Source organism: Pseudomonas sp. QLc11A (genome assembly GCF_052112305.1).
GTDB lineage: Bacteria > Pseudomonadota > Gammaproteobacteria > Pseudomonadales > Pseudomonadaceae > Aquipseudomonas > Aquipseudomonas laurylsulfatiphila.
The window spans coordinates 113,973-137,027 of record NZ_JAVAJJ010000018.1 but is presented as its reverse complement, the minus strand read 5'-3'; the positions used below and the strand labels follow the sequence as shown (position 1 = coordinate 137,027).

Below are 23,055 nucleotides of genomic sequence, written 5' to 3'. Positions count from 1 at the left end.
GCGAGAGGGCGGGGAGCGCAGGTGGTGCCAATACGTAGTGGGTGGTTAGGTGGGCGAACGCCTTGTAATAACCTTTTTGCCGAGTGTCTGCGTGTACGGCGGGCGCATTCTTTATCGGAGCATCCATGACTCTTCTTCAAAGCACGCTTCTTCAAGACAAGGTCGCGATCATCACCGGCGGCGCCTCCGGCATCGGTCGCGTCACAGCTGAGCTGTTTGTGAAAGAGGGCGCCAGCGTGGTGATCGCCGACATGGCCAGGAAGGAAGGCAATGAACTGGTCGAACAGATCAAGGGGCAAGGTGGCGAGGCATTCTTTCAATACCTCGACGTGTGCAACGAACGCGATTGTGCGGCCTTGATCGACACCACGCTGCAGCGCTATGGGCAACTGGACATTGCCTTCAACAACGCCGGCATCTTTGCCACGCCGGCACTCACAGAGGATCAGGGACTGGGTCTCTGGCGGCGCGTCCTCGACGTCAACCTCACCGGGGTCTTCAACTGCATGGTCCATGAGCTACGCGCCATGAAGAGCCGTGGCGGCTCGATCATCAACACCGCGTCGATCGCCGGCCTCTCCGGCACACCGGGCAGTTCGGCTTATTGCGCCTCTAAGCATGGCGTGATCGGTCTGACCAAAAGTGCTGCGCTCGAATACGGCAAACAAGGGATCCGCATCAACGCACTTTGCCCGGGCCTGGTGGCGACGCCCATGACCCAGGGCCCGGAAAGCAGCTTCAGCAACAGGATGATCGACATGGCCGTCAACAATGCCGCACTGCGTCGACAGGCCGAGCCTGAAGAACTGGCGCAGATGGCGCTGTGGCTCGCGTCGGACAAATCCTCCTACGTCACCGGTGCGCAGTTCGTCGTCGATGGCGGCGCCACCGCGTAAAGCAAATGGTTTCCCAACAAAAACAATTCGGAAAGGAGTTTTAGATGAGCCTTTTGCAAGGCAAGGTCGCCATTGTCACCGGTGGTGCATCGGGTATCGGCAAAGCCACGGCGTTGAGGTTTGCCGATGAGGGTGCCCAGGTCATGGTCGCCGACACCAATGAGGCCTCGGGCCAGGCGGTGGTCAAGCTGATCACCCAGACGGGCGGACAGGCGTACTTCCAGCAGGTCGATGTACGCAGCGATGCGCAGTGCGCGCTTCTGGTCACTGCAACCCTGGCCCGTTTCGGCCAGCTCGATATCGCCTTCAACAATGCCGGCATCAGCGGCACCCCTGCATTGACGGAAGAGCAGGGCCTGGAGCAATGGCGGCTGGTGCTGGACGTGAATCTGACCGGGGTCTTCAACTGCATGGTGCATCAGTTGCGTGCGATGAAGGCCAAGGGTGGATCGATCATCAATACCGCCTCGATCATGGGCCTGCAGGGGACGCCGGGGGCTGCCGCCTACAGCGCTTCCAAGCACGGCGTGATCGGCCTGACCCGCAGTGCTGCGATGGAATATGGCAAGTACGGCATCCGCATCAACGCGCTATGCCCAGGCTATGTCACGACGCCAATGACCGTCGGCCCTGAAAGCGAATTCAACGGCAAAGTGCTCGAGCACGCCGTTAAGACCACGGCCTTGCGCCGTCTTGGCGAGCCACAGGAACAGGCCGAAATGGTGTTGTGGCTGGCTTCGGACGAGGCCTCCTATGTCACCGGTGCGCATTTTGTCGTCGATGGCGGCGCCACTGCTTAATTCCCATGCCTGACGGAGGTTTCATGCACTACGCACATTACAAATTCATCGCATTTGAACTGGACACTGGCGTGTTGACCATGCGTCTGAACCGGCCCGAGGCGATGAACGCCATCAACGCCGGCCTGCACGAAGAGTTGTCCCGGGTGTTTGCCGAGATCGCCAGCGACCGCGAGGTGCATGCCGTGGTCCTGACCGGCGAAGGACGCGGTTTCTGTGGCGGCGGCGACCTGAGCTGGTTCCGCGACATCACCCCCGAAGGGGTCGACAAGTTGTTCCGCGAAGCACGCAAGCTGATCATCGACCTGCTGGAACTGCCGCAGCCGATCATTGCCGCCATCAACGGTCCTGCGGCCGGGCTGGGTGCGACCCTTGCGTTGTTCTGCGACATCATCTATGCCGCCGAGTCAGCCAAAATCGCCGATCCGCACGTACGTATCGGTGTGGCCGCGGGGGATGGCGGTGCTGCGATCTGGCCGTGGCTGGTTGGCCCGGCGCGGGCCAAGCAGTATCTGCTCACCGGTGACAGCCTTTCGGCCACCGAAGCCGAGCGCATCGGTCTGATCAACGAGGTCGTGCCTGGCGATGTGGTGCTGGAGCGTGCCATGGCAATGGCCCGTCGCATGGCCGACGGACCGCGCCTGGCCATTGCTGCCAGCAAGGCGTCGGTCAACAAGATTCTGCGCGATACGGTGAACCTGGTGCTGGACACCTCGCTAGCGCTGGAGAAGGAAAACTTCTACAGCGTCGATCACAAGGAAGCGATCAAGGCCTTCCTGGAAAAACGTCCGCCGGTCTACCTGGGTCGCTGAGGTCATTGATCCTTGTAGGAGCGGGATTGCTCGCGATAGGGCGGTCACATTCAACATCCCTGTTGACTGACACTCCGTCATCGCGAGCAGCTCGCTCCCACAGGGCCGATTCCTTCAGTTATGGCATTTCAGGTTTGTTGGAGCGCTTGCGGGCGATGATGATCGCTTCGTAGCGGCTGGATACGCCGAACTTCATGAAGATATTGCGCAGGTTCCACTTGACCGTCTGATCACTGATATTGAGCGTTCGGGCGATGCGTTTGTTGGGCATCGATTGCTCAAGCAAGGCGAGGATATCTTCTTCCCGTTTGGTCAGCGCGACGCCATCGGCAGAAATGGCACCTGGCGAACCCTGACCCTCACGACCATCAGATGAAAGCTGCGTTTCCAGTACCTGAGCACAAAGCTGCTTTTGATAGGCTTCGATAGCCTTGCTTTCGAACGTTTCGAGCTTCGCCATCGCCTGGCACAACTCTTCACCTTCATCCAGAAATGTGCGCACCAGACCGAGACGGTATCCCAGCGCCAGAGCTTCCTTGAGGCAGGCCTGCGCTTGCGCCTCATCGTCAAGGTCAATCAGAACCAAGGCCTTGAGCAGGTTGGCCTTGACCAGCAACTGACCCCGTCCAAGTAATTGTCCAATGTTGAATACCAAATCGAGTGCCTGAAGCGCTTGGTCAGGCAGGTGGCTGGCGCGCGCCATCCGTGCGCGAGACAGTGCCGAAATGGCACAAATTTCTCGATCTCTAGCCTTTTCTCCCGAGTGCTGACCCGCGAGCTCATCGAGCTCAGCTTGCAGCATTTGCCCATGCCGCCAGTCACCCCGTTGCCAGTCTTCGCTCATCAGCTCAATGCGGATCTGCTCTGCCAACATCAAGGCAATACCACGATCGAGTTTTCGTGCACGAAAGTGCTCGGCTCTTTTGCCCAGATATTCGAGTGCGGCGCGGGGTGTTTCCTGCAGCAACTGCAAGCGTGCATAGATCAATGCGGCGCTGTAAGTACAAGCCGGTACCGAAAAGCTCAGGACGTCCAGACGGTTCGCCAACGTTTCACGGGCGTCGTCGATACGGTCTTGCTCATAGCGCACCTCTGCCATGAGCGCGGCACAGGTGCAGGCACTGATCGAGCGTCGGCCATAGGCGACTTCAGCCTGGGCGAGGAGGGGGGCGGCATGGCGTTCGGTTTCCAGTACATTGCCTTCGAGCAACGTGGCGACAGCCATGGAACTGCGGGCGATCCACAGCGGTTCTTCAGTGCCGGTGAAATTGATTGACCGGTAGGTGGCGCGGGCCAGGGCATAGTTACCGACCATGGCCTGATTGCCGATGATCAGACCCAGACGAAAGTGTTCCAGCAGCGGATTGCGCAAGGGCGAATCCATGATCGGCGCAATGGCCTGCAGGCTGCGCTCGGAATCATCTTGCTGACCCGCAATCATGCCCTTCACCAGACAAATCTGGGCGGCATACCTGTCCCCGCACGATGCTTCGAGCAGTTCGAGCCAGCGCACGCCTTGATCAATGCGAGCAGTCAATGCATAACCCCAGACACCGAAAATCACCAGGCGCGGATGGCGCATGAGCAAATCCTGCGGCACCTTTTCGATCCAGCGCAGGAAGGTGCCGAGGTGGCTGATGTTGCTCAACGGATGCAGCGAATGCTCCAACAGTTGCACAACTGCGTCGAAATCCTCGCTGAGCAGGGCATGACGCAGGGCCTCCATGACCAACTCCTGATCACCGAACCATTGCGCTGCACGCTGATGAAGCTTGCGCACATCAGTTGCGCTTTGCAGGAGCTGCTGGTTAAGGAACTCGGCGAACATGGGGTGCAGGCGATACCACTGGTATCGATCCTCCATGTCCACGGGGAGCAAAAACAGGTTGAGCGCTTCGATGGTCGAAATCAGCTGCGGCGCTTCAGGACACTCGGTCAAATGGGCGGCCAGGTCGGCATTGAAGCGCCGCAGGATGGAAACCTTTTGCAGGAACTCGATCAGGCCCTCGGGCAAGTTGGCGATGACGTCCTCTGACAGATAAGCGCTCAGGTCTGCGCTATTGGGTGCCAGCGCACTCAATCCCGTGCGTTTGCGCGGTGTGGACTTGAGCGAGATCGATACCAGCTGCAGGCCGATCGGCCAGCCATCGGTCTGGGCATGGATGGCGTGAGCGGCGTCGAGGTCGATGTCCGCATCCAGGTGTGTCTTGAGAAAGGCCAATGACTCCCTGAAGTTGAATGACAGTTCGTTGCCGCCGATTTCACACAATTGCCCCATGGCCCGCAGCCGGCCGAGCAGCAGAGCAGGGGCGATCCGCGAAGCAATGATGAAATGCAGGTGGGGCGGCGCATTGTCGATCAGGGTTTGCATGAGCTGGTTGATACGCGGATCAACGACATGATGAAAGTCGTCGATGATCAGGTACAGCTCGGTGTTCAACCTGGCCAGGGAGTTGATCAGTGCCGAGCCGATGGCCAGCATGCCTTCGCTGCCACCGCTGTCGCCCAACAGCAACAGATCATCCTCAAGCGGCAGCCCTACCTGCTGAAAGGCGCCGATCAGGCTGGCGGAAAACAGCGTGAAGGCACCGTCATCGGGCGTCAGTGACAACCAGCAAACGGTGGCACCTTCCTTGATCAAATCCAGGCGCCACTGCGCCAGCAAGGTGGTTTTGCCAAATCCGGCACCGCCGCAAATGATGGAAACCTTGCTGTTGTGGGTCTGGTGAAGCTGTGTGCCCAGGTCTTCACGCACGACATTCTGGGCGGAGAGCCTTGGCGGGGCGAACTTGGTAGTAACCAGCAGAGAAGTCGACTTCATCTATTCGAGGATTCTTTTGTTCTTGTTATTGGCAAGTATGGGGCACTGACACCCACCTTTCCCACCCCATTACGGGCGGGTCCATTCGGATGCGCGATCGGTTAATTTTGGGCTTTCATCGATGCTGAAGAACCCAAGTTGAAGATCCCACAACTCACCGACATTCAGCGACTGTCAATCGACAGCATGCGCACTTTTGTTCAGCAGGACGTCAAGCCGAACGAATCACTGCTTCGTTTTGGCACGCCATCGCGTGAGCAGGTACTGGAATTGACCCAGGCGGTCGCGGAGTTCGGGTTGCCCGGAATTGCCGTGCCCAAGGCGTTCGGCGGCTCGGGAATGGACTGGGTGATTCAGGCCAGGCTGTTCGAGGAGCTGGTCAAAGGCAGTGTCGAATTGGCTACCGTGGTGCTGGTGAACATGGTTGCGGTAGAGCTGTTGATGAGTCAGCCAGCGCTGTGCGGTCAATATTTGCCAGATCTGCTTGCAGGTCGCAGCATTGCCGGCCTCGGCTCGATGCTAGCCGATACTGTGCAGGGCAAGGCTCTGCATGCGCAACGCAAAGGCGGGCATCTGCTCCTCAACGGCAATATCGAGGCAGTGACCAATGGCCAATGGGCCGACTTTCTGATCAGTACCGCCACGCTGGACAAGCACGAATCCTGCTTTGTATTGCTGGATAAACGCCGTGATCGCTATGAAACCCGCCTTGTGTTCCGGGATAACTACGTGGTTAACGCACGCGTTCAGGTGACTGGTACCCACCTGTCCGAGGATTTTCGTCTTGGGGAGACCGGGGCCGGTTCGCAGTTGTCGCGCAGGCTGCTCGACTTCCTTCGGCTTCACGAGGGCATTGCCCGGGTCGCGCAGGGGCAGGGCATTCTGGACGCTGCACTGGCCGAACAGACAAACCCGATAACGGCTCCCAAACCCACCGCTGGTGAACAATTGATCAGCCTGCACCTGGCTGAAATGATCACCCAGTTGGAGTCGGCCCGCTTGATGTGTCATCACGGCCTGGTCCTGGCCCAGGACGGGCAAGACTGTGAAATGGAGTCGAGCATGGCCAGGTTTCTGGCACAGGGGGCGGTGGAGCGGGTCGAGCGGCATGCCGCGTGGGTGCAGGGTTGCGAAGGCGAGCGACGCCCATCCACCCCCTTGCATTTGCGCCCGCTGGCGTCCGGCAGGGCGGGCGCGGATGTTCGCTCGATCGTAAGTCATTGGGTCCGTTAAAACCTGCCCGATCCCCCCTGTAGGAGCTGCCGAAGGCTGCGATCTTTTGATCTTGTTTTTTACAAGCAAGATCAAAAGATCGCAGCCTTCGGCAGCTCCTACAGGGGTCAGTGTTTTTTCTGAATTTTCATTTTTTCAGCCTCGGCTGGCCGTCTCCATGCGGCCGGCCGTTTTGTGCTGCGTGCGGTTTGTGCACGGCGGCATGGGTTGGCTGGCACACCACCCATTTCTGGCTGGGCCCCACCTGCCGCTAGTGGGTGGTTTCAGCGCCGCCCCAAGCCCTTAGGCTGGGTTCAAGGGGATTGTCCCCTTGGCAAGGCCATTCCAAACAACGAATAAGAAAGTGCTCTGCACAACATGGAGGGGTAATGAAGTCTGCTCACCTTTGGGTACGAGAAGGCCAGTTCCAGAAGGCTGTCCTCGGTATCGCTGTCACCGCCATTTCCTCAGGCATGCTGCAGAACGCCAGTGCGACTTCCATCGATACCGGCAACCCGGATATACAAGTGCGTTGGGATAACACCATCCGATACAACCTCGGTTACCGGGTGGAATCCCAGGATGACACCATTATCGGCAACCCGAATTTCGATGACGGTGATCGCAACTTTGACAAAGGTCTGGTCAGCAATCGCCTGGACCTGTTGAGCGAGGCGGATATCGTCTTCAATCAACGCTACGGTGCGCGCGTCAGCGCTGCTGCATGGTATGACCAGGCTTACGAGAACCTGGACAACGATAGTGTTGCCACCTCCAACCACGTATCCAACGGTCAACCGGCCCTCGGTCTGAGTCGTTACGCGGATCGTTATTACCACGGGCCGTCGGGAGAAATCCTCGATGCCTTCGTGTTTGGCCAGTTCGATGTCAGCGACGTGCAGCTCAACGGCAAGCTGGGTCAACATTCCCTGGCCTGGGGTGAAGCACTGCTGACAGGCGGGGCGATCCATGGCGTCTCCTACAGCCAGAACTCCCTGGACCTGGGCAAGGCCCAGGCGTCGCCGGGTATCGAGGCCAAGGAGTTGTATCGCCCGCAACCGCAGATTTCGATGCAGGCACAGTTGACCCCGGAGTTCTCGCTGGCCGCGCAGTACTTTTTCGACTGGGAACGCATGCAAATCCCGGAAGCCGGCACCTATTTCGGTGGTCAGGACATTGTCAACGAAGGCGCTGAAAGCCTTGTCGCCCGCCCGGGCGTGCCAGGTGTGCGGCTATTTCGTGGACCGGACATCATCAAGGAAGAGCATGGCGACTACGGCCTGGCCGCGCGCTGGCGGCCAGCGTGGCTGGATGGAACCCTGGGTTTCTACTACCGCAACTTCACCGACAAATTGCCCCAGGTTTATCAGCAGGCCTCCACCCGCCGGTTCGGCCTGGCCTATGGCGACGATATCGATATGTATGGCCTGAGCCTGTCCACCGTGGTGGGTGGCCTGAGCATCGGTGCCGATCTCAACTATCGCAAGAACATGCCATTGGTGAGCGCCGTAGCGGCGCTACCGGGCGGTGCCTTGCCTGACGATACGCCAGGCGCACGCGGCAATACCGTGCACGGCCTGGTCAATGCCGTCGGCACCTTGTCGAACACGCCATTATTCGACTCCGCTTCCTACGCCGGCGAACTGACCTGGAACACCTGGACGGCCGTCACCGAACACAAGGATCTGTTCAAAGGCAACGACACCTACCATTCCGTCGACAAGCCAGACAAAAACGCCATCGCGATGGGACTGAACTTCACGCCGACCTGGTACCAGGTATTCCCCGGCGGTGACCTCTCGCTGCCGCTGAGCTACTCCCAGGGACTGCGCGGCAACTCGGTGGTGACCCTGGGCGGCAACGAAGGCACCGGCAGCTATTCGGTGGGCCTGGGCTTGGACTATCTCTCGCAATACCGGTTCGACCTGAAATACGTCGACTTCTTCGGTGACGTCGACAAAGACGTTAACAACGTGGTGTCCGTTGCCAACGGCACCTCGGCGATCCTCAAGGACCGTGGCCTCATCACTTTCACCTTCAAGACCACCATCTGAAGCGAGAACAATGACATGAACACATCACATACAGTGCTCGTTGCCAGCCTTCTGTCGCTGTTTGGCAGTGTCGCCATGGCGGCGCCCGACTACAGCCAACTGGGCAAAAGCCTGACCGCCATGGGCGCGCAACAAAGCGGCAATCAGGATGGCAGCATCCCGGCATACACCGGCGGCCTGACGACAGTACCCGCCGGCTTCGATAAAAACAGCTTTGTGCGTCCAGACCCCTTCGCCAACGAAAAGCCGCTGTTTTCGATTGATCAGAAGAACGTCAGCCAGTACGCCGACAAGCTAACGGCGGGCACGGTGGCCCTGATCAAGCGCTATCCGAGCTTCCGAGTCGATATCTACCCCACTCACCGCACCGCGACCTCGCCTCAGTGGGTGCTGGATAACACGATCAAGAATGCCGGGAAGGCGACATTGGAGGCTGACGGTACGTCGGTGGCCGGGGTCCATGCGAGTATCCCGTTCCCGATTCCGCAAAATGGCAACGAAGCCATGTGGAACCTGCTCATGCGTTACAACGGCGACACGATGGACTTTCGCAACTTCAAGGCCTTCAACGTCAACTCCTCAGGCCAGATGAGCATGTCCACCCAAGGGCGCTTCCTGGTGGAGTCGGAGTACTACAACCCGGCCAAGGCCGACAGCAGCTTCCTGCAGCGTACCCGTCTGGATTACACCGGACCTGCTCGCCGTGCGGGGGAGGTGGCCATGGTGCTCGAACCGGCTATGTACACCAAGACCGAGCGCCGCGCCTTTCAGTACCTGCCCGGGCAGCGCAGGGTGAAATTGGCGCCGGACCTTGCCTACGACACGCCCAACACCTCCACGTCGGGTATGTCCACCATGGACGATGTCGGCCTGTTCAACGGCAAGCAGGACCGCTTCGACTTCAAGCTGGTGGGCAAGAAGGAAGTGTACGTGCCCTATAACGATTACCGCCTGGTGTATGCCGACAACCCGCAGGCGATATTCACGCCCAACCATATCAATCCTGACTATGTGCGCTGGGAGTTGCACCGGGTCTGGGTGGTCGAGGCGACCCTCAAGCCGGGTGCACGACACATCTATAAAAAGCGTGAGTTCTACCTCGACGAAGACAGTTGGGCTCCGTTGGCAGTGGACCAATACGATGCCCGTGACAGCCTGTGGCGCGTCGGTTTCAACTACCCGACCCAGAGCTACGATGCCTCTACGTTTTCCAGCTTCACTGCCGGGCACTATGACTTGATCGGCGGCAACTACTACATCCACCTCTGGCCGGGCACGCCTGGCTTGCGTATCGCGTCCGAACACCAGCCTGACAACTATTGGTCGCCAGACTCCATGGCCGGTAGCGGCATTCGCTGAGTCGCCAGATTGCAGGTCCGCGCGCGACCCTCGGTGGCGCGCGGTCTGCCGATTTTTCCGAACGAGGATTTTCGCCATGTTCCAACAATGGCTTCGGCCTGTGATGGCTCTGGCTGCACTCAGTTGTTTGCCTGCGCTTGCCGAACCGGTATTCCAGGACCCGTTGGATACGCCCGCGATGCATAGCGTTCTGGCCACGTCGGCGCCACTCAATGCGGTGGCCAGGGCCGGTGATCGACTGGTGGCGGTCGGGTTGCGCGGGGTGATTCTGTACAGCGACGATCAAGGTACGTCCTGGGCGCAAGCCGAATCTCCCAGCAGTGTGGACCTGACTTCTGTTTATTTCGTGAACGCCCTGCAAGGCTGGGCGGTGGGGCATCAGGGTTTAGTGCTGCACAGCACGGACGGTGGCCGTACCTGGCTACGTCAGCTCGACAGCCTGCGCATTGGCGCACTGTTGAACCAACACTCAAACCGTGAAGCAGGTCAGGTGCCAGCCGAGGGCAGTACGGATTTCCCTCTGCTGGACGTCTGGTTTGAAGATGCACTGCATGGTTTCGTCATTGGTGCGTTCAACCTTGTTTTCTACACCGAGGACGGCGGGCAAAACTGGAGCCCGTGGTCGGCGCACATGGACAACCCGCAGGGGTTGCATCTGTACGCGATTCGCCCAGCGGGCGACACGTTGTTCGTGGCGGGTGAGCAAGGGTTGCTGCTGCGATTGAATCGTAAAAAACAACGCTTTGAAGTGCTACCCACGCCTTACAACGGCAGTTACTTCAACCTGATTGGTACTCCGCAACTGATCCTGGCGATCGGCCTGCGCGGCAACGCCTACCGCAGCACCGACAAGGGGCAGACCTGGCAAAAGATTAATACCGGCCTGGCGGCGAGCCTGGCCAGCGGCACAGTCCGCGCCGACGGTTCGATTGCCTTGGTCAGCCTGGCAGGTGATGTGCTGGTCAGTGATGACCAGGCGCAGTCCTTCAAACGACTGAAAGTCGAGCGGTCCGCGCCCTTTTTTGGCGTGGCCGATATGGGCTCGGCCGGGCTTAGCCTGGTCGGCATGCGTGGCGTACGCGTAGCCCGATAACAAGAAAAACGGAGACTGCTGTGGTTACTGGCAAGAACACCCTTGATGACATGCCTGTCGTGCAACGCCTCGACGATTTCAACACCCATTCCGGTAACCGGCTCGAACGGTTGATCTTCAACTACCGTTGGGCAGTGATTGTATTTTGCGCCGTGATCAGCCTTGTGCTGGCGTATTCGGCAACGCGGCTGGTGCTCAATGCCAGCTTCGAAAAAACCATCCCGCAAAGTCATTCCTACGTTCAAAACTATCTGGAGCACCGCAGCGAGCTGCGGGGGCTGGGCAACGCCATCCGCATCGTGGTCGAAAATCCACAGGGCGATATTTTTGATCCGCGCTATCTGGCGACCCTGCGCAAGATCAATGACGATCTGTTCCTGACCCCGGGCGTCGACCGCGCCTGGGTCAAGTCGTTGTGGATGCCGGGGGTGCGCTGGAACGAAGTCACCGAGGAAGGCTATTCGGGCGGTCCGGTGATGCCGGACAACTACGATGGCTCGGCAGCCAGCATCGACAGCCTGCGGCAGAACATCGCTCGCGCGCAGCTGCAGGGCAATCTGGTGGCGGGCGATTTCAAGTCGAGCATGATTTTCCTGCCATTACTGGACAGGGATCCGGGCACCGGCCAGACGCTGGACTACCGGCAGTTCTCCCGCGACCTGGAAAACTTGCGGGCCAAATACGAGCAGGGCGTTGAGGCCGGCACGGTGCCGGTGCGCCTGCACATTGTCGGCTTCGCCAAAGTCATGGGCGAGCTGCTCGATGGCGTGCTCAAGGTCATGAGTTATTTTGTCGCCGCGGCGCTGATTGCCGCCCTGATCATCTACGGCTATACGCGTTGCGTGCGTAGCACCGTGCTGGTGCTGAGCTGTTCGTTGATCGCCGTGATCTGGCAATTGGGCCTGGTGCAGGCCCTGGGTTACGAACTCGATCCGTACTCGATTCTGGTGCCGTTTCTGATCTTCGCCATCGGCGTATCTCATGGTGCGCAGAAGATGAACGGCATCATGCAGGACATTGGCCGTGGTACCCATAAACTGGTGGCAGCGCGCTATACCTTCCGCCGACTCTTTCTCGCCGGCTTGACCGCGCTGCTGGCGGATGCCGTCGGTTTCGCCGTGCTGATTTTCATCGACATCCCGGTGATCAAGGATCTGGCGATCACCGCCAGTATCGGTGTCGCGGTGTTGGTGTTCACCAACCTGATCCTGTTGCCGGTCATGCTGTCCTACTTCGGCGTGCGGCCCGCTGCGGCGCGGCGCGCGTTGCGGCGCGAGGGTCGCGAATCGATGGTCTGGGCGCTGTTGGAGCGTTTTACCACCCGCCGCTGGGCCATCGTGACCATCGTGCTGTGGTTCGGCCTGGCCACGGTCGGCTTTGTCATCAGCCATCATTTGAAGATCGGCGACCTCGACCCCGGCGCACCGGAGCTGCGCCGGGATTCGCGCTACAACCTCGATAACGGCTACATCACCGATCACTACACGCTGTCCAGCGATCTGTTCGCGATCATCGTCAAGGCCGGGCCGGATGGTTGCCTCAAGTACCCGACCATGGTCGAAATCGACCGTCTGAGCTGGATGTTGCAGAACACCCCCGGCGTTCAAACCACCAGTTCCTTCGCCGATGCTGCCCGGCGTATCACGTCGGGATCGTTCGAGGGCAACAACAAGTGGCTGACGATTGCGCCGGATCAGAACCTGCTCAACTACGCCGCGCGCTCCGCAGCGGCGAACAATCCTGATTTGTTCAACGAGGACTGCTCGGTGATCCCGCTGGTGGCTTATCTGACCGACCACAAGGCGGCGACACTGGATGGTGTGGTCAAGGCCAGCGAGGAATTTGCCGCGGCACACAACAGCAATGACCGTCAGTTCCTGTTGGCAGCCGGCAGCGCCGGCATTGAAGCGGCCACCAACATCGTGGTGCGCGAGGCCAATCGCAGCATGCTGTTTTTCGTCTATGGCGCGGTCATCGTGCTTTGCTACGTGGCCTTTCGAAGCTGGCGAGCGGTGATCGTGGCGGTGGTGCCGCTGGTAATTACCTCGATCCTGTGCGAGGCGCTGATGGTGATTCTCGGCATGGGCGTGAAGGTGGCCACGTTGCCGGTCATCGCCTTGGGCGTGGGCATTGGCGTCGACTACGCGTTGTACCTGCTCAGCGTGCAACTGGGGCAACAGCGGGCGGGCGCGACCTTGCGCGAGGCCTATCGGCATTCGGTGGATTTCACCGGCAGGGTGGTGGCATTGGTGGGTCTTACCCTGGCCGCGGGGGTCGTGACTTGGGCCTGGTCGCCGATCAAATTCCAGGCTGACATGGGCATTCTACTGACCTTCATGTTTGTGCTGAACATGGTGGGCGCCTTGGTGTTGATTCCGGCGATGTCGTATTTCCTGTTGCCGGATGCCCGGTTTCGCAAGGCTCGCCCGGTGCAGCACTCGACTGGCCTGAAGGTTGAACAGAGCGCGTTAGTCTGAACTTCTGGAAAACAATGAACACAAGAGGAGAGTTCGATGAATACACGGCGTGAGTTTTTGGTGGGCAGCTTTTCCATTCTAGCGGCCGCAGTCGCGCTACCTTTGCTTCCCAGTGCAAGGGTGTTCGCGCAGTCCGCGATCCCACGCATGCCTGGGCTCAACCCGTTCCTGGCAAAAAGCGCGTTTCCCATTTCACACAGCAACCCCGGGGCAACCGAGGCAGTGCCGCACGCTGGCCCGACCAAGGGGCGGCAGCTCACCGCGGCTGACGTGAAGACAATTCCCAATGTCTTCACCTCCCATCCGACTGTCAAGAACGTCGGTGGCGAGCGGATCATCATCGCATCGGGCGTCGACGGTATTCGCAAGATCTTGGCGACCGGCGACGCCTTTGAACTGATCGATTTCATTGCTTATCCGGGGCATGGGGACTATGTGGCGAAAGCCACGCCCGCCGCCATCGAAGCCGCCCTTGAGAAAGCCGATGCGGCCTACCGGGAAAAGGACGATACCGCCATCATGGCCCTGTCCGGACCGATGTCGGACAGTGGCTTCAACCGGCGGCAAATAGCCGGGGGCGCTTACAACATGATCGACAAGGATGGTTTCCACTACGCGCCGTCCGGCGGGTTGACGATCGTCAAATCCACTGACGACAACCAGCCACGGGGCAAGCTGCGAATAGTGAAATCCAAGGACCTGGCCGCAGACGTACCTGCCGAACTGAAAGCCAGCGTGACCTACATCGTCGGCATCACCATGAGCTATGCGGGGGATGTGATAGTGGCCGCCCACGGTGCATTGTTCCTGCTTGACCGCGAGCTGGAGTTCAAAGGCGTGCTGCCGATTCCCGGCGAGGCCATTGAGAACAGTATTTGCGCGGATGAAAAGGGCATCTATGTCGTCACATCCAGGCGAATGCTCAAGGTGGTATGGACCGGTACCAAGCTTTCGTTCGACGAAACGGACGGCGGCTGGCAGTCGCCCTACAACACCATGAGCCCGGAAAGGGCGAAAGCCGCGGGCGCCCTGACGGTATCCGGTGGTTCGGGCACTACGCCTTCGCTGATGGGGTTTGGCGACGACCCGGACAAGCTCGTGGTGATTTCCGATGCCGATCCGCAGGGAGCACAGGTCGTTGCTTTCTGGCGTGATGAGATACCGGCCGATTTCAAGCAGCAACCAGGTACCCAATCACGCAGGATCGCAGGCCAGATCAGGACCGACATTTCGACGGTCACGATTGAACCGTCTTTTTCGGTACTCGGCTATGGGGTCGTGGTGCAGAACGGCGCTTATCCGCAACCAGTGCCCGACATCTGGAGCAACGCTTTCAGCGCCGGTGTCACCCGCCCTGCGCCGTTTGGCATACAGAAATTTACCTGGAACACTCAGACGCGATCATTCGAGAAAAACTGGATCAATCAGGAAGTCGACAACACCGATGTGATGGTGCCGGTCGTTGCGGCTGCCAATCGCATGATTTATCTGGCAAGCAAAAAGGATGGTATCTACGAATACCTCGGCGTCGATTGGGACACGGGCGAGACCAAAGCGCGCTGGCCGTTCCCCGACGACAGCCGCAAGTGGAACGCATGGGGTGGCATTACAGCGTTACTTGAAGACGGCGATCTGTTGATAGGCGGTGTATTCGCTATCAAGCGAGTGAACATCGGCGGTAATGGGCAATCGATCGCATAGGAAGGAAGTACATGTACCTGGCAACTGAAGCTTCGCCCGGTACATGATTTTCACCGTGGCACTCAACACGACATCGCGAAGACAGGACGCGCAGCGACGTCCTTGGAAATCCTCCTCAACGATTCGGCCTCGTTCAATAACACCTCAATGATCCCGATCGTAGAAGCGGACCTCGGCAGAACCGTCATGGGCATCTGGCGGGCGATGGGGCAGGGATCAACAGCACGGCCCCGGGAAGGCGGCTGTTGAAGTCGGTGATTTCGAGATCGGTCTGTCGACCCAGATCTGCGGCTCGGGGCATCAGCACGAGGGTTCCCCGTTCGATGCGCACCAGATCCAGCAATACCTCAAATTGTTCATGCAGCGTCTGCAACCGGGTCTGGGCGTGGATCACGTTTTCGTTGTCAGGCCATTGAACAACCAATGGGCGTACGGACTTCTCAATCGAACGGATCAAGGTCAGCAGGTGCTCACCGGTATCGTGCAGGAACCGGGTGCGGGTGCGGATGATTGCCTGCCGGATTCCCTGGCCTGGGTGAGGGCGGTGATCTGCTGGTCCTGCTCTTGGCTGACGTCGTGGAATTCCAGGTACCGGCCATTGCAGGCAGCATATAACTCAACTAAATAGTTGTTTAGTTTAGTTATAAGAAATACTTATATAAACGAGCAGGGCAAAGGGACGTTTCTAACCGAAAACAGCCAACCAGATCGTATGCCCACCACAAGCCGGATCTTCCGTTGTTTGCTCAACGACGCTAAAACCATGGACATTGAGCAGCGCAACATATTCATCGTGGTCCAGGCTGGCATGATAAAGCGTTTCACCCTCGAAGCTGCCCAACGCAATGCCATGGGCCGTTCCGCTGGTAAACATCAGCGCGGCACCAGGTTGGGCATGGGCCTGGAAAATCGGGAACATTCGACGCTGATCCTCAGGCGTCAGATGAAAGAAACTGTCCCACGCCAGAATGCCTGCGTAACGCTGTTCAAGCGCCAATTGGCGCATGTCGGCAACATGCCAATCGTGCTGCGCAAAACGTTGCCGGCACAAGGCGATCATCGCCATGGACGAATCAATGCCAGTCACAGTGTGTCCCGCGCCGATCAAGTAACCAGCCATGGGTTCGGCACAGCCACAGCCGATGTCGAGGACATGACCAGCCGCAACCGGCATGGCCTGGCGAAAACGATCCAGCCAGGATTGTTCGACCAGACGCCGCGAGCGAACGCGATCCCATGTCTGAGCGTGACGTTCGTAGAGATCGATGATCTGATGGGCTGCTTCATGCATGAGGGACAATCCTGGGGGGATGTGATCGAGGGATGTGGCTGGGGGTTGAAATGTACCTGGGAGACGCGCTGTGTGGAATACCTGTGAGTACGCATAATGTATATTATGTTAAACGAGGTGCCATGTTAGAAATGTTCATGAGCCTCGTAAGGCACTGATTCGACAAATCCGATTCTGGCATCCACTCTCTCAACGGGCCATGTACTCCGTGTTCATGGCGAGTCCTTAAATGAGGTGACTGCCGATGAAGCTGATTCAGTGCCGTTACTCTTCTGGTCAGCGTGTACCGCTGCTTGTGCAGGATGGTCAGGCGGCGCCATTGCCCAAGCTAGTCCCATTCATCTACGTCCAGCTTAAGCTCAGGCATCGTGCATACAACACCGCCGCAGCGCACCTGCGTGCGATCCAGGCTTTCTACACCTATGCGGAAAGCCGGGAGGTGGATATCGATGAGGCCATCTTGGCCGGCCGTTTTGAGGCGATTCTCGCCTTGTTGGATGGTTACGCGATTTGGCTCCAAAGCGGCCGTCAGGCCGATAATCTGGTCGCCCGAATCGGCACAGCTGCAACGGCACCTTTTCCGCAGATCGATCCGCGTACTCGTGACCAGTACCTGCGATTGCTGAAGCAATACCTGTCCTGGTGTGTCACCCGTTACATCCCACGCGCCCGTCAAAACTCAACCACCCTGGCTAACATCGAGGTTGTATTTGCAGATGTCGCCGACGTCATTGAACGACGCTTTGAGAGCCATATCATCAATGTTCGTCCCGACCGCACTCGTTACCGCAGCCTGACAGATACGCAACTCCAGATCGTTCGCACACTGATTCGCCCGGGAGCTGCGAAGAATCCATTTCCAGAACGATTGCAGTTGCGCAATTGGCTAATGATTGAATTGCTGCTGGAGACCGGTATCCGTCGCGGAGAGCTTCTGAAGCTCTACACCACGGATATCAATCAGGGTTCTCAGCATGCCTATGTCAGCATCAATGACCGCGAACATGACCCAGGCGACCCGCGCGCTGAAGAGCCTGCGCTGAAAACACACGGACGGACAGTAGGTATCTCCGCACAGTTGTATGAGGTCTACGAGCACTATATCCAGGGCGAACGGCGCCCTCTGCGTGACGGCAAACCGATGAAATTGCTGTACCGCTATCTGTTCATCTCTGACCGAGGCCGCCCGCTGTCGATTCGCGCATTGTCTAACGTCCTCGATCGGCTGTTTCTGAACATTGAACTGGCTCATCCGGGGTTGTTGCCTACACTTTCTGCGCATGACTTTCGCCACACCTTCGCCGACCGTTTCTTGGCTTACTTGGTCGAGAAGCGTGGGCATGACCTGGAGCGCGCCACGGACGAACTCCGACGAGTCTGCGGCTGGTCTGAAACTTCGGCAATGCCACGCCGTTATGCAAGTCGTTATCTAGCTGAGTCGGCTAACCGCCATAACGCCCAGCGCGCCTCGGCAGCCTGGAGCCGACTTGACAGTTAAGGAGGTACATCGTGACCAAATCATCCGATCAAGAACACGCGTCACCCTCCTCCTCTTTGCCGGCTTACGTATTCGAGGGCCCGGCTCAGGTTGCTATTCGAACTCGCACTAATGACCAGCCACGCTACGTCGATACTCGTTTGAATGTGTGGACATGGTACGACGGTGGAGTCGCACTGAAAATTGATTGGGCCGAGCTTGGCTTAACTCCAGAGTTTAATGAAATAGCCAAAGGCTTTATGGCATATGCGTTAGAGAAGTATGCTCCCCAGACAGCGTTCATGTTTGTAAGGTCTCTTGTCTATTTATCAAGTACCAATCTCGCCCGCCGCTTTCCTTGGGATCATCATGATTTAATCGCCCAATTAGAAGGGTTCAAACGCTCCAGGCATAATCTCATTGGGTTCCGCAGGCTTTATCGCTGGGGAGTTGATAGAGGGATTAAAGGTTTTGATCTAAATACTTACCTAACGATCAAAGATACAAAGTCAGCACGGGTTGATCCGTATGCGCGAATTTTTCTCTCGCAGTCTGGTTTAGACCTTGATGAGGAAGTTCGGTTGCTCAAACGCATTGAACGAGAGGTTTCATCTAACTCTTGGGAGGAAGCCCAGTTTAATATAGTGCTTCACTTAGGGTTCGAACTCGCACCACGCTCGATTCAATTCCACTCGCTTGACATCGCGGATTTTGAGTTCATCGAAAGCGCTGATCATGAGAGGTACTACACACTGTGGCTACCCATGGCAAAAAAGGTCGGCCAACGCAGACCTGAGCGACGGCCCCGCAAAGTTACCTCCCGACTGGGTGAAAAAATCTCACGCCACATCTCGGAAATTCAACGCCAGTTTGGCAGCGACTGCGGCCCCTTATTTGTAAATCCTAAAGGAAGGCGCCTATCGGTAACTGAAATAGGTATGGGCCTTAAACAGGAGCTGCGTGAAGCAGGAATAGACAAGCCGAACCAGGTAACTATGTTGCTGCGTCATCACCTCGGGCAAGGTTTGGCGGATCAGGGAACTCCGGCAACCATGATTGCCGAACTGCTCGGCCACAACAGCACGGTTGCGGCGCGTGCTTACGTAACGGCAACCCCCAACATTGCCCGGATTAAGGAGAAAGCGCTCGGAAAGAGCCCTTCCTATCAGCGCATCATGCGCAGTTTATTAACCGGGGAAATCGTCCAGCGTCGAAATACAGTCGCAGAAAGAGCCGTCCGCGGCGTCATCGATACGCAGTACATCGGGGACATCGGTGCATGTGCCCTCCCAGTTCATACGCACTGCCCCTACAATCCCGTGTATGCCTGTTACACCTGCAAGAAGTTTCATCCCTTTGCTGACGGCCGCCATGAGCAGGTGAAAGAGGCGTTGCAACGAGAAGCTCAACGGTTCATTGATAAGGCAGAACAAGCCGGTGACCTCATTCACAACCGGCCCCTCGCCCAGCATCAGACAACCATCCTGGCGGTAAGCGCTACGATCGAGCGCTGCCGGCAGCACACGGAGGATGTCGCAGATGACGCGGTCTAAGGTAAGGCAGAGCCTTGAGGGCTTTATTACACAGGAACAAGAGATTTTTCAGTCGTTACCAATTTCAACACCATGGGCATCACCGGTGTGGGGCGTCGGAAGTTGGTTACCACAACGGGATAACCAACATGCTCTTACCTTCGAAACGCATCGCCAAGCCCTCGAGAAGACAGGCTATCCTGCCCCGCCTAAGGGGCCACTCCCCTTCACTTTCCAGGATTTTAGTAAGGCCTTGATTGTGTATCTGCAACGCACCCGGAGTCTGAAGTTTTCGATGGTTGCGGCCTACAATATTGCTGTCCGGCGGCTGTACAACCCTTTGTTTGAGCGCGGCGTATCCGACCCCACACAGTTGACGCGAGGCGATTTTGATCGCGTCGTAGGCTTTCTCCGCGAAAGTGGCTACAAGAACCTCTATGACGCGATCTCTCATCTTCAAGTAATAGCGGATGCGATTGATAGTCTGCAATTAACCGAGATCGCCATCCACTTCGAGCATGATGCAAAACCAGAGAAACGCCGCCACGACTACATTTCATTGCACGATCCTGATCGTGCGGTAAGACAGCGTAAATCTGATGACAGGTTGCCTTCTCGTGAGGCGATGGAAGCCTACGCCTTATGCTCGAACCACCCGATCAGTGAGGGCGAAGAAATTTTGCTGCGTGTGATCGATTTGTTGATCGCGACTGGGCAACGGGGTAATGAGGTAACAGTAATTCCCTATGACTGTTGGGTAGAAAGGCCGATCAAAGGGACGGCAGGAAAGGTGGTTGTAGATGCCAATGGTAGACCCATAGTCGAATGCGGGATCAGGTACTTTGCGGAAAAGCAATTTCAATCCCGTGTTCATTGGTTCGCAGAAAGCGACGTTCCTTTAGCCAGGCGTGCGGTCGAACGATTGAAGATGCTGACCCAAGATCAGCGAGAGCTCGCTAGGTGGCAAGAAGCCCATCCAGGGCGTCTCTGGAACTACTCACCACAAACAGCAATGTCAGAGATTGAGGTTCTAGATTGGCTCGGGTTTAGCGAGAACCGAGATACCCTTAGGAATCTCTCTGTGTATCTTTCCCGAAACGGAATTCACCCCCACGACGAGACTAAGCATCAGTCTAAAGCGATCAAACGCAGATACTTGGCCGGTGATATTGAGCGATTTCTCGTTCCCAAACTTCGCGGTCATGCAGCGCTTACTGAAAATATTGGAGGTAAGCTCTGTGTTGTCCTAAAAACCAGCGAAACATTAGCCATCGCGTTTGATGGTCAATTCCGCCTCGGTGGGCGGGAAGCAAATGTGTTTCGGGCAATCCCGCGTCGGGTAACCCTCGTGGATATCAATCGCGCGTTGGGTAATGATGAAAAGTATCCGTCCATTTTTTCGCGTCGGTCATTGACCGAGTCTGATGGAGCTCCGATTAGGCTAACAAGCCACCAGCCTCGACACTGGCGAAACACTATTTACCATCTGACCGGCATGAGTGACGTTCAGCAAGCGTTGGCCCTGGGGCGAAAACGCCTCGACCAGAATGTCTATTATCAGCACACGAGCATTGAAGAAAACACCGCTGCACATCAGGAGTTCTTGGCGTTCAATAGCCATCACGAGCGTATCGACTTTCTACATACGAGCATAAGAGATAAGCGTATTCAGGGCGCTTTGACCGACAGTTACCATGCTTTGCTGTCAGATAAAGGCACGACAACTGCAGAAGCATTCCTTGCCGTACACGCCACGGCGCTGCATGTGACACCCTTCGGAGGTTGCATTCACGATTTCTCCCAAGCGCCCTGCCCTAAGCATCTTCAGTGCTGGAATGGCTGCTCGCATCTCCATCTGATGGGCACTCCATCGGAACGGGCCAACCTTGAGAAACAAGCCGAGAATCTTACGACCGCAATTATTATCATGCGCGATGCCGGCACCGGAGAGGCAGGCAGCGATGTATGGCTGGCGGACCAGGAGGACAAGCTCAACAATTTAAAATCCGTCCTCGCACGCGATACCAATGCAGGTGTGCAACGCGTGTTTCCAAATGGGCATCCAATGACGGTTGCGGAGACGGACAAACGACACAGTTCGGTTTCAGACGATTAGAGGCGACCATGGCGCAACGACAGACTTTGAGGGGCTGCACGTTGGACGAGGCGATCGACGCCCTCCTCGCCCAAATGGTTAGCTTAGGATTGGAGCTCGCGCCTATCTCACGCCCCGAAGTGCAGCGTCGATTGGGCCTGACGAGCCGCGCGACCTTAGTGGGAGATCGTGGTCGGCGAATCGAGTCCGCCCGTATCGCACAACTGAAGGAAAGCGGAAGAGATCCAGACGGTGCCCGCCGGCGAAGAAGCCTTGAAGAGCGTATTGCTAATCTACAGGCAGAGAATGCCGCCCTGATTACACAGCGCGATAGGCTCTACGAAGCGCTGTCCGTAATTGCGCATAACTGCCTATTGAAAGGGTTGGACGTCGAAGGCGTACTGGAGCCGTTGCGAAAGCAGTGAGCGGATCATCACTCACCTCCGTCTGCACGGACTTGGCTGAGCAGCTCATCCAAGTTTGACCGAGTATTTGAACGTTTCAGACTGCTATGGGCACAACCGGAGGTGAGGCAAAACTTTCCGATTTCGGACTCACTGCTTTCTAGCGTTTGGTGTACCGCCGTTTCCTAGTATCGCGAACCAGCAGCCCTGCAGCTTGGTCACGTCGATGCCCTCGGCGCGGCGCACCGGCATCAGTAAGTTAAATCCCTACATGAGAGTTGCGTACTACCTGAGATCGTTGCGGACCTGCTCAAGGATATCTTCGAGCTTAATGTCTGGGTCTTTCTTAAGGTAACAGGCGACGATGACGGATACTGGATGCACTCCAATTGTACCTGCTAGCTCGTCGATCTTCTCTAAGGTCGCGCCTTTGATACCTCTCTCCAGCGAGCTCATGAACGTGCGGCTGCTGACTAAAGCAAAATCCTCTTGGGTTAGACCTCTGCTGATACGCAAGGCGCGAAGCGCTGATCCGAAGGCTTGTTTCAACTCCATTTGCTTTACTCGCAAATGGAAAGATGAAGCCTTTTCGAACACTATAGGGCTACAATCTATAGTGTTCATTGGGAGGCTTTTATGTTCAGAACCTATCGACGAGACGCAATGACCCTCTCGTCACGGCTGGAGCCAGATCTCCAGTTGTGGTCATGCGTGGAGCAGATTATCCCACTGCCTTGGTTTTATCTCACAGCCCTCAAACGCGGTGGCGATTCATCTTCGCGTCACATGCTTATGATTTCTGACGTCCTAACTTTGGAGGAGTTGAGCTTGGCCGGGTCATCGAGCGTGGCAATTGAGTCAATTCTCCTAGCCTCGCCGCCCGGTATGAACGGGACGGAAAGATGGTTAATGGAGCCGCTTACGGAGATAGCATACGTTCCGAAGTCAAAGGGCTCAGTCCGTCACTACCGTTTCAAGGTCGAAGTGGGTGCGGTTTACACCAACCCATGTGACCCTGGACTGGAGGTCGA

17 protein-coding genes are annotated in these 23,055 nt (G+C 57.3%); 13 read left to right on the top strand and 4 right to left on the bottom strand.

What is annotated here, in order from left to right; all coding sequences use genetic code 11:
• Positions 1 to 125 precede the first annotated feature (125 nt).
• From Q8X48_RS23665 to Q8X48_RS23655, 3 genes are read left to right on the top strand one after another with little or no spacing between them, the layout of a single operon-like run.
• Positions 126 to 896, top strand: a complete 771-nt coding sequence (locus Q8X48_RS23665; RefSeq protein ID WP_407801393.1) for an SDR family NAD(P)-dependent oxidoreductase — start codon at positions 126 to 128, stop codon at positions 894 to 896.
• Between the two features lie 44 nt (positions 897 to 940).
• Positions 941 to 1,696, top strand: a complete 756-nt coding sequence (locus Q8X48_RS23660) for an SDR family NAD(P)-dependent oxidoreductase (protein ID WP_008060923.1) — start codon at positions 941 to 943, stop codon at positions 1,694 to 1,696.
• A gap of 23 nt (positions 1,697 to 1,719) precedes the next feature.
• Positions 1,720 to 2,508 carry an enoyl-CoA hydratase/isomerase family protein gene (locus Q8X48_RS23655; RefSeq protein WP_407801392.1) on the top strand — a complete coding sequence of 263 codons (789 nt, stop codon included), beginning with the start codon at positions 1,720 to 1,722 and terminating at the stop codon, positions 2,506 to 2,508.
• A gap of 118 nt (positions 2,509 to 2,626) precedes the next feature.
• On the opposite strand, the gene Q8X48_RS23650 is transcribed toward Q8X48_RS23655, so the two are convergent.
• Entirely contained in the window at positions 2,627 to 5,329 is a 2,703-nt protein-coding gene (locus tag Q8X48_RS23650) for a LuxR C-terminal-related transcriptional regulator (RefSeq protein ID WP_407801391.1), read from the bottom strand.
• 138 nt (positions 5,330 to 5,467) lie between these two features.
• On the opposite strand from Q8X48_RS23650, the gene Q8X48_RS23645 reads away from it, so the two are divergent.
• The 6 genes from Q8X48_RS23645 (at position 5,468) to Q8X48_RS23620 (ending at position 15,225) form a co-directional block, all read left to right on the top strand.
• Positions 5,468 to 6,562, top strand: coding sequence for an acyl-CoA dehydrogenase family protein (locus Q8X48_RS23645; RefSeq protein WP_407801390.1), 1,095 nt, complete (start codon positions 5,468 to 5,470; stop codon positions 6,560 to 6,562).
• Between the two features lie 368 nt (positions 6,563 to 6,930).
• Entirely contained in the window at positions 6,931 to 8,595 is a 1,665-nt protein-coding gene (locus Q8X48_RS23640) for a DUF1302 domain-containing protein (RefSeq protein WP_407801389.1), read from the top strand.
• Between the two features lie 15 nt (positions 8,596 to 8,610).
• Positions 8,611 to 9,954 (top strand): DUF1329 domain-containing protein, encoded by a 1,344-nt coding sequence (locus tag Q8X48_RS23635; protein ID WP_407801388.1) that lies wholly within the window; start codon positions 8,611 to 8,613, stop codon positions 9,952 to 9,954.
• A 178-nt stretch (positions 9,955 to 10,132) separates the two neighbouring features.
• A complete protein-coding gene (locus Q8X48_RS23630) occupies positions 10,133 to 11,047 on the top strand; it encodes a WD40/YVTN/BNR-like repeat-containing protein (RefSeq protein ID WP_407801387.1) in 915 nt (304 codons plus the stop codon).
• A 50-nt stretch (positions 11,048 to 11,097) separates the two neighbouring features.
• The gene (locus Q8X48_RS23625) at positions 11,098 to 13,524 is read left to right on the top strand and encodes an efflux RND transporter permease subunit (RefSeq protein WP_407801423.1); all 2,427 of its coding nucleotides are present in this window, start codon (positions 11,098 to 11,100) and stop codon (positions 13,522 to 13,524) included.
• A gap of 36 nt (positions 13,525 to 13,560) precedes the next feature.
• Entirely contained in the window at positions 13,561 to 15,225 is a 1,665-nt protein-coding gene (locus Q8X48_RS23620; RefSeq protein ID WP_407801386.1) for a hypothetical protein, read from the top strand.
• A 184-nt stretch (positions 15,226 to 15,409) separates the two neighbouring features.
• Here Q8X48_RS23620 and Q8X48_RS23615 read toward each other — a convergent pair whose 3' ends face one another.
• Entirely contained in the window at positions 15,410 to 15,682 is a 273-nt protein-coding gene (locus Q8X48_RS23615) for a hypothetical protein (protein WP_407801385.1), read from the bottom strand.
• 228 nt (positions 15,683 to 15,910) lie between these two features.
• On the bottom strand, positions 15,911 to 16,516 hold the full coding sequence (locus Q8X48_RS23610; protein WP_407801384.1) for a class I SAM-dependent DNA methyltransferase: 606 nt from the start codon (positions 16,514 to 16,516) through the stop codon (positions 15,911 to 15,913).
• Between the two features lie 244 nt (positions 16,517 to 16,760).
• On the opposite strand from Q8X48_RS23610, the gene Q8X48_RS23605 reads away from it, so the two are divergent.
• From Q8X48_RS23605 to Q8X48_RS23590, 4 genes are read left to right on the top strand one after another with little or no spacing between them, the layout of a single operon-like run.
• Positions 16,761 to 18,014 carry a tyrosine-type recombinase/integrase gene (locus tag Q8X48_RS23605; RefSeq protein WP_407801383.1) on the top strand — a complete coding sequence of 418 codons (1,254 nt, stop codon included), beginning with the start codon at positions 16,761 to 16,763 and terminating at the stop codon, positions 18,012 to 18,014.
• An 11-nt stretch (positions 18,015 to 18,025) separates the two neighbouring features.
• Positions 18,026 to 19,546, top strand: a complete 1,521-nt coding sequence (locus Q8X48_RS23600) for a tyrosine-type recombinase/integrase (RefSeq protein WP_407801382.1) — start codon at positions 18,026 to 18,028, stop codon at positions 19,544 to 19,546.
• A complete protein-coding gene (locus Q8X48_RS23595; RefSeq protein WP_407801381.1) occupies positions 19,533 to 21,641 on the top strand; it encodes a hypothetical protein in 2,109 nt (702 codons plus the stop codon). Before Q8X48_RS23600 ends, Q8X48_RS23595 begins: the two co-directional genes overlap by 14 nt.
• 41 nt (positions 21,642 to 21,682) lie before the next feature.
• Entirely contained in the window at positions 21,683 to 22,045 is a 363-nt protein-coding gene (locus tag Q8X48_RS23590) for a hypothetical protein (protein WP_256586007.1), read from the top strand.
• A 264-nt stretch (positions 22,046 to 22,309) separates the two neighbouring features.
• On the opposite strand, the gene Q8X48_RS23585 is transcribed toward Q8X48_RS23590, so the two are convergent.
• Positions 22,310 to 22,579 (bottom strand): helix-turn-helix domain-containing protein, encoded by a 270-nt coding sequence (locus Q8X48_RS23585; protein WP_407801380.1) that lies wholly within the window; start codon positions 22,577 to 22,579, stop codon positions 22,310 to 22,312.
• Positions 22,580 to 23,055 lie beyond the last annotated feature (476 nt).

Coding starts and splice junctions, on each gene's coding strand:
- Q8X48_RS23665 (WP_407801393.1), top strand. CDS start 126: ATGACTCTTCTTCAAAGCACGCTTCTTCAAGACAAGGTCGCGATCATC.
- Q8X48_RS23660 (WP_008060923.1), top strand. CDS start 941: ATGAGCCTTTTGCAAGGCAAGGTCGCCATTGTCACCGGTGGTGCATCG.
- Q8X48_RS23655 (WP_407801392.1), top strand. CDS start 1,720: ATGCACTACGCACATTACAAATTCATCGCATTTGAACTGGACACTGGC.
- Q8X48_RS23650 (WP_407801391.1), bottom strand. CDS start 5,329: ATGAAGTCGACTTCTCTGCTGGTTACTACCAAGTTCGCCCCGCCAAGG.
- Q8X48_RS23640 (WP_407801389.1), top strand. CDS start 6,931: ATGAAGTCTGCTCACCTTTGGGTACGAGAAGGCCAGTTCCAGAAGGCT.
- Q8X48_RS23635 (WP_407801388.1), top strand. CDS start 8,611: ATGAACACATCACATACAGTGCTCGTTGCCAGCCTTCTGTCGCTGTTT.
- Q8X48_RS23630 (WP_407801387.1), top strand. CDS start 10,133: ATGCATAGCGTTCTGGCCACGTCGGCGCCACTCAATGCGGTGGCCAGG.
- Q8X48_RS23625 (WP_407801423.1), top strand. CDS start 11,098: ATGCCTGTCGTGCAACGCCTCGACGATTTCAACACCCATTCCGGTAAC.
- Q8X48_RS23620 (WP_407801386.1), top strand. CDS start 13,561: ATGAATACACGGCGTGAGTTTTTGGTGGGCAGCTTTTCCATTCTAGCG.
- Q8X48_RS23610 (WP_407801384.1), bottom strand. CDS start 16,516: ATGCATGAAGCAGCCCATCAGATCATCGATCTCTACGAACGTCACGCT.
- Q8X48_RS23605 (WP_407801383.1), top strand. CDS start 16,761: ATGAAGCTGATTCAGTGCCGTTACTCTTCTGGTCAGCGTGTACCGCTG.
- Q8X48_RS23595 (WP_407801381.1), top strand. CDS start 19,533: ATGACGCGGTCTAAGGTAAGGCAGAGCCTTGAGGGCTTTATTACACAG.
- Q8X48_RS23585 (WP_407801380.1), bottom strand. CDS start 22,579: ATGGAGTTGAAACAAGCCTTCGGATCAGCGCTTCGCGCCTTGCGTATC.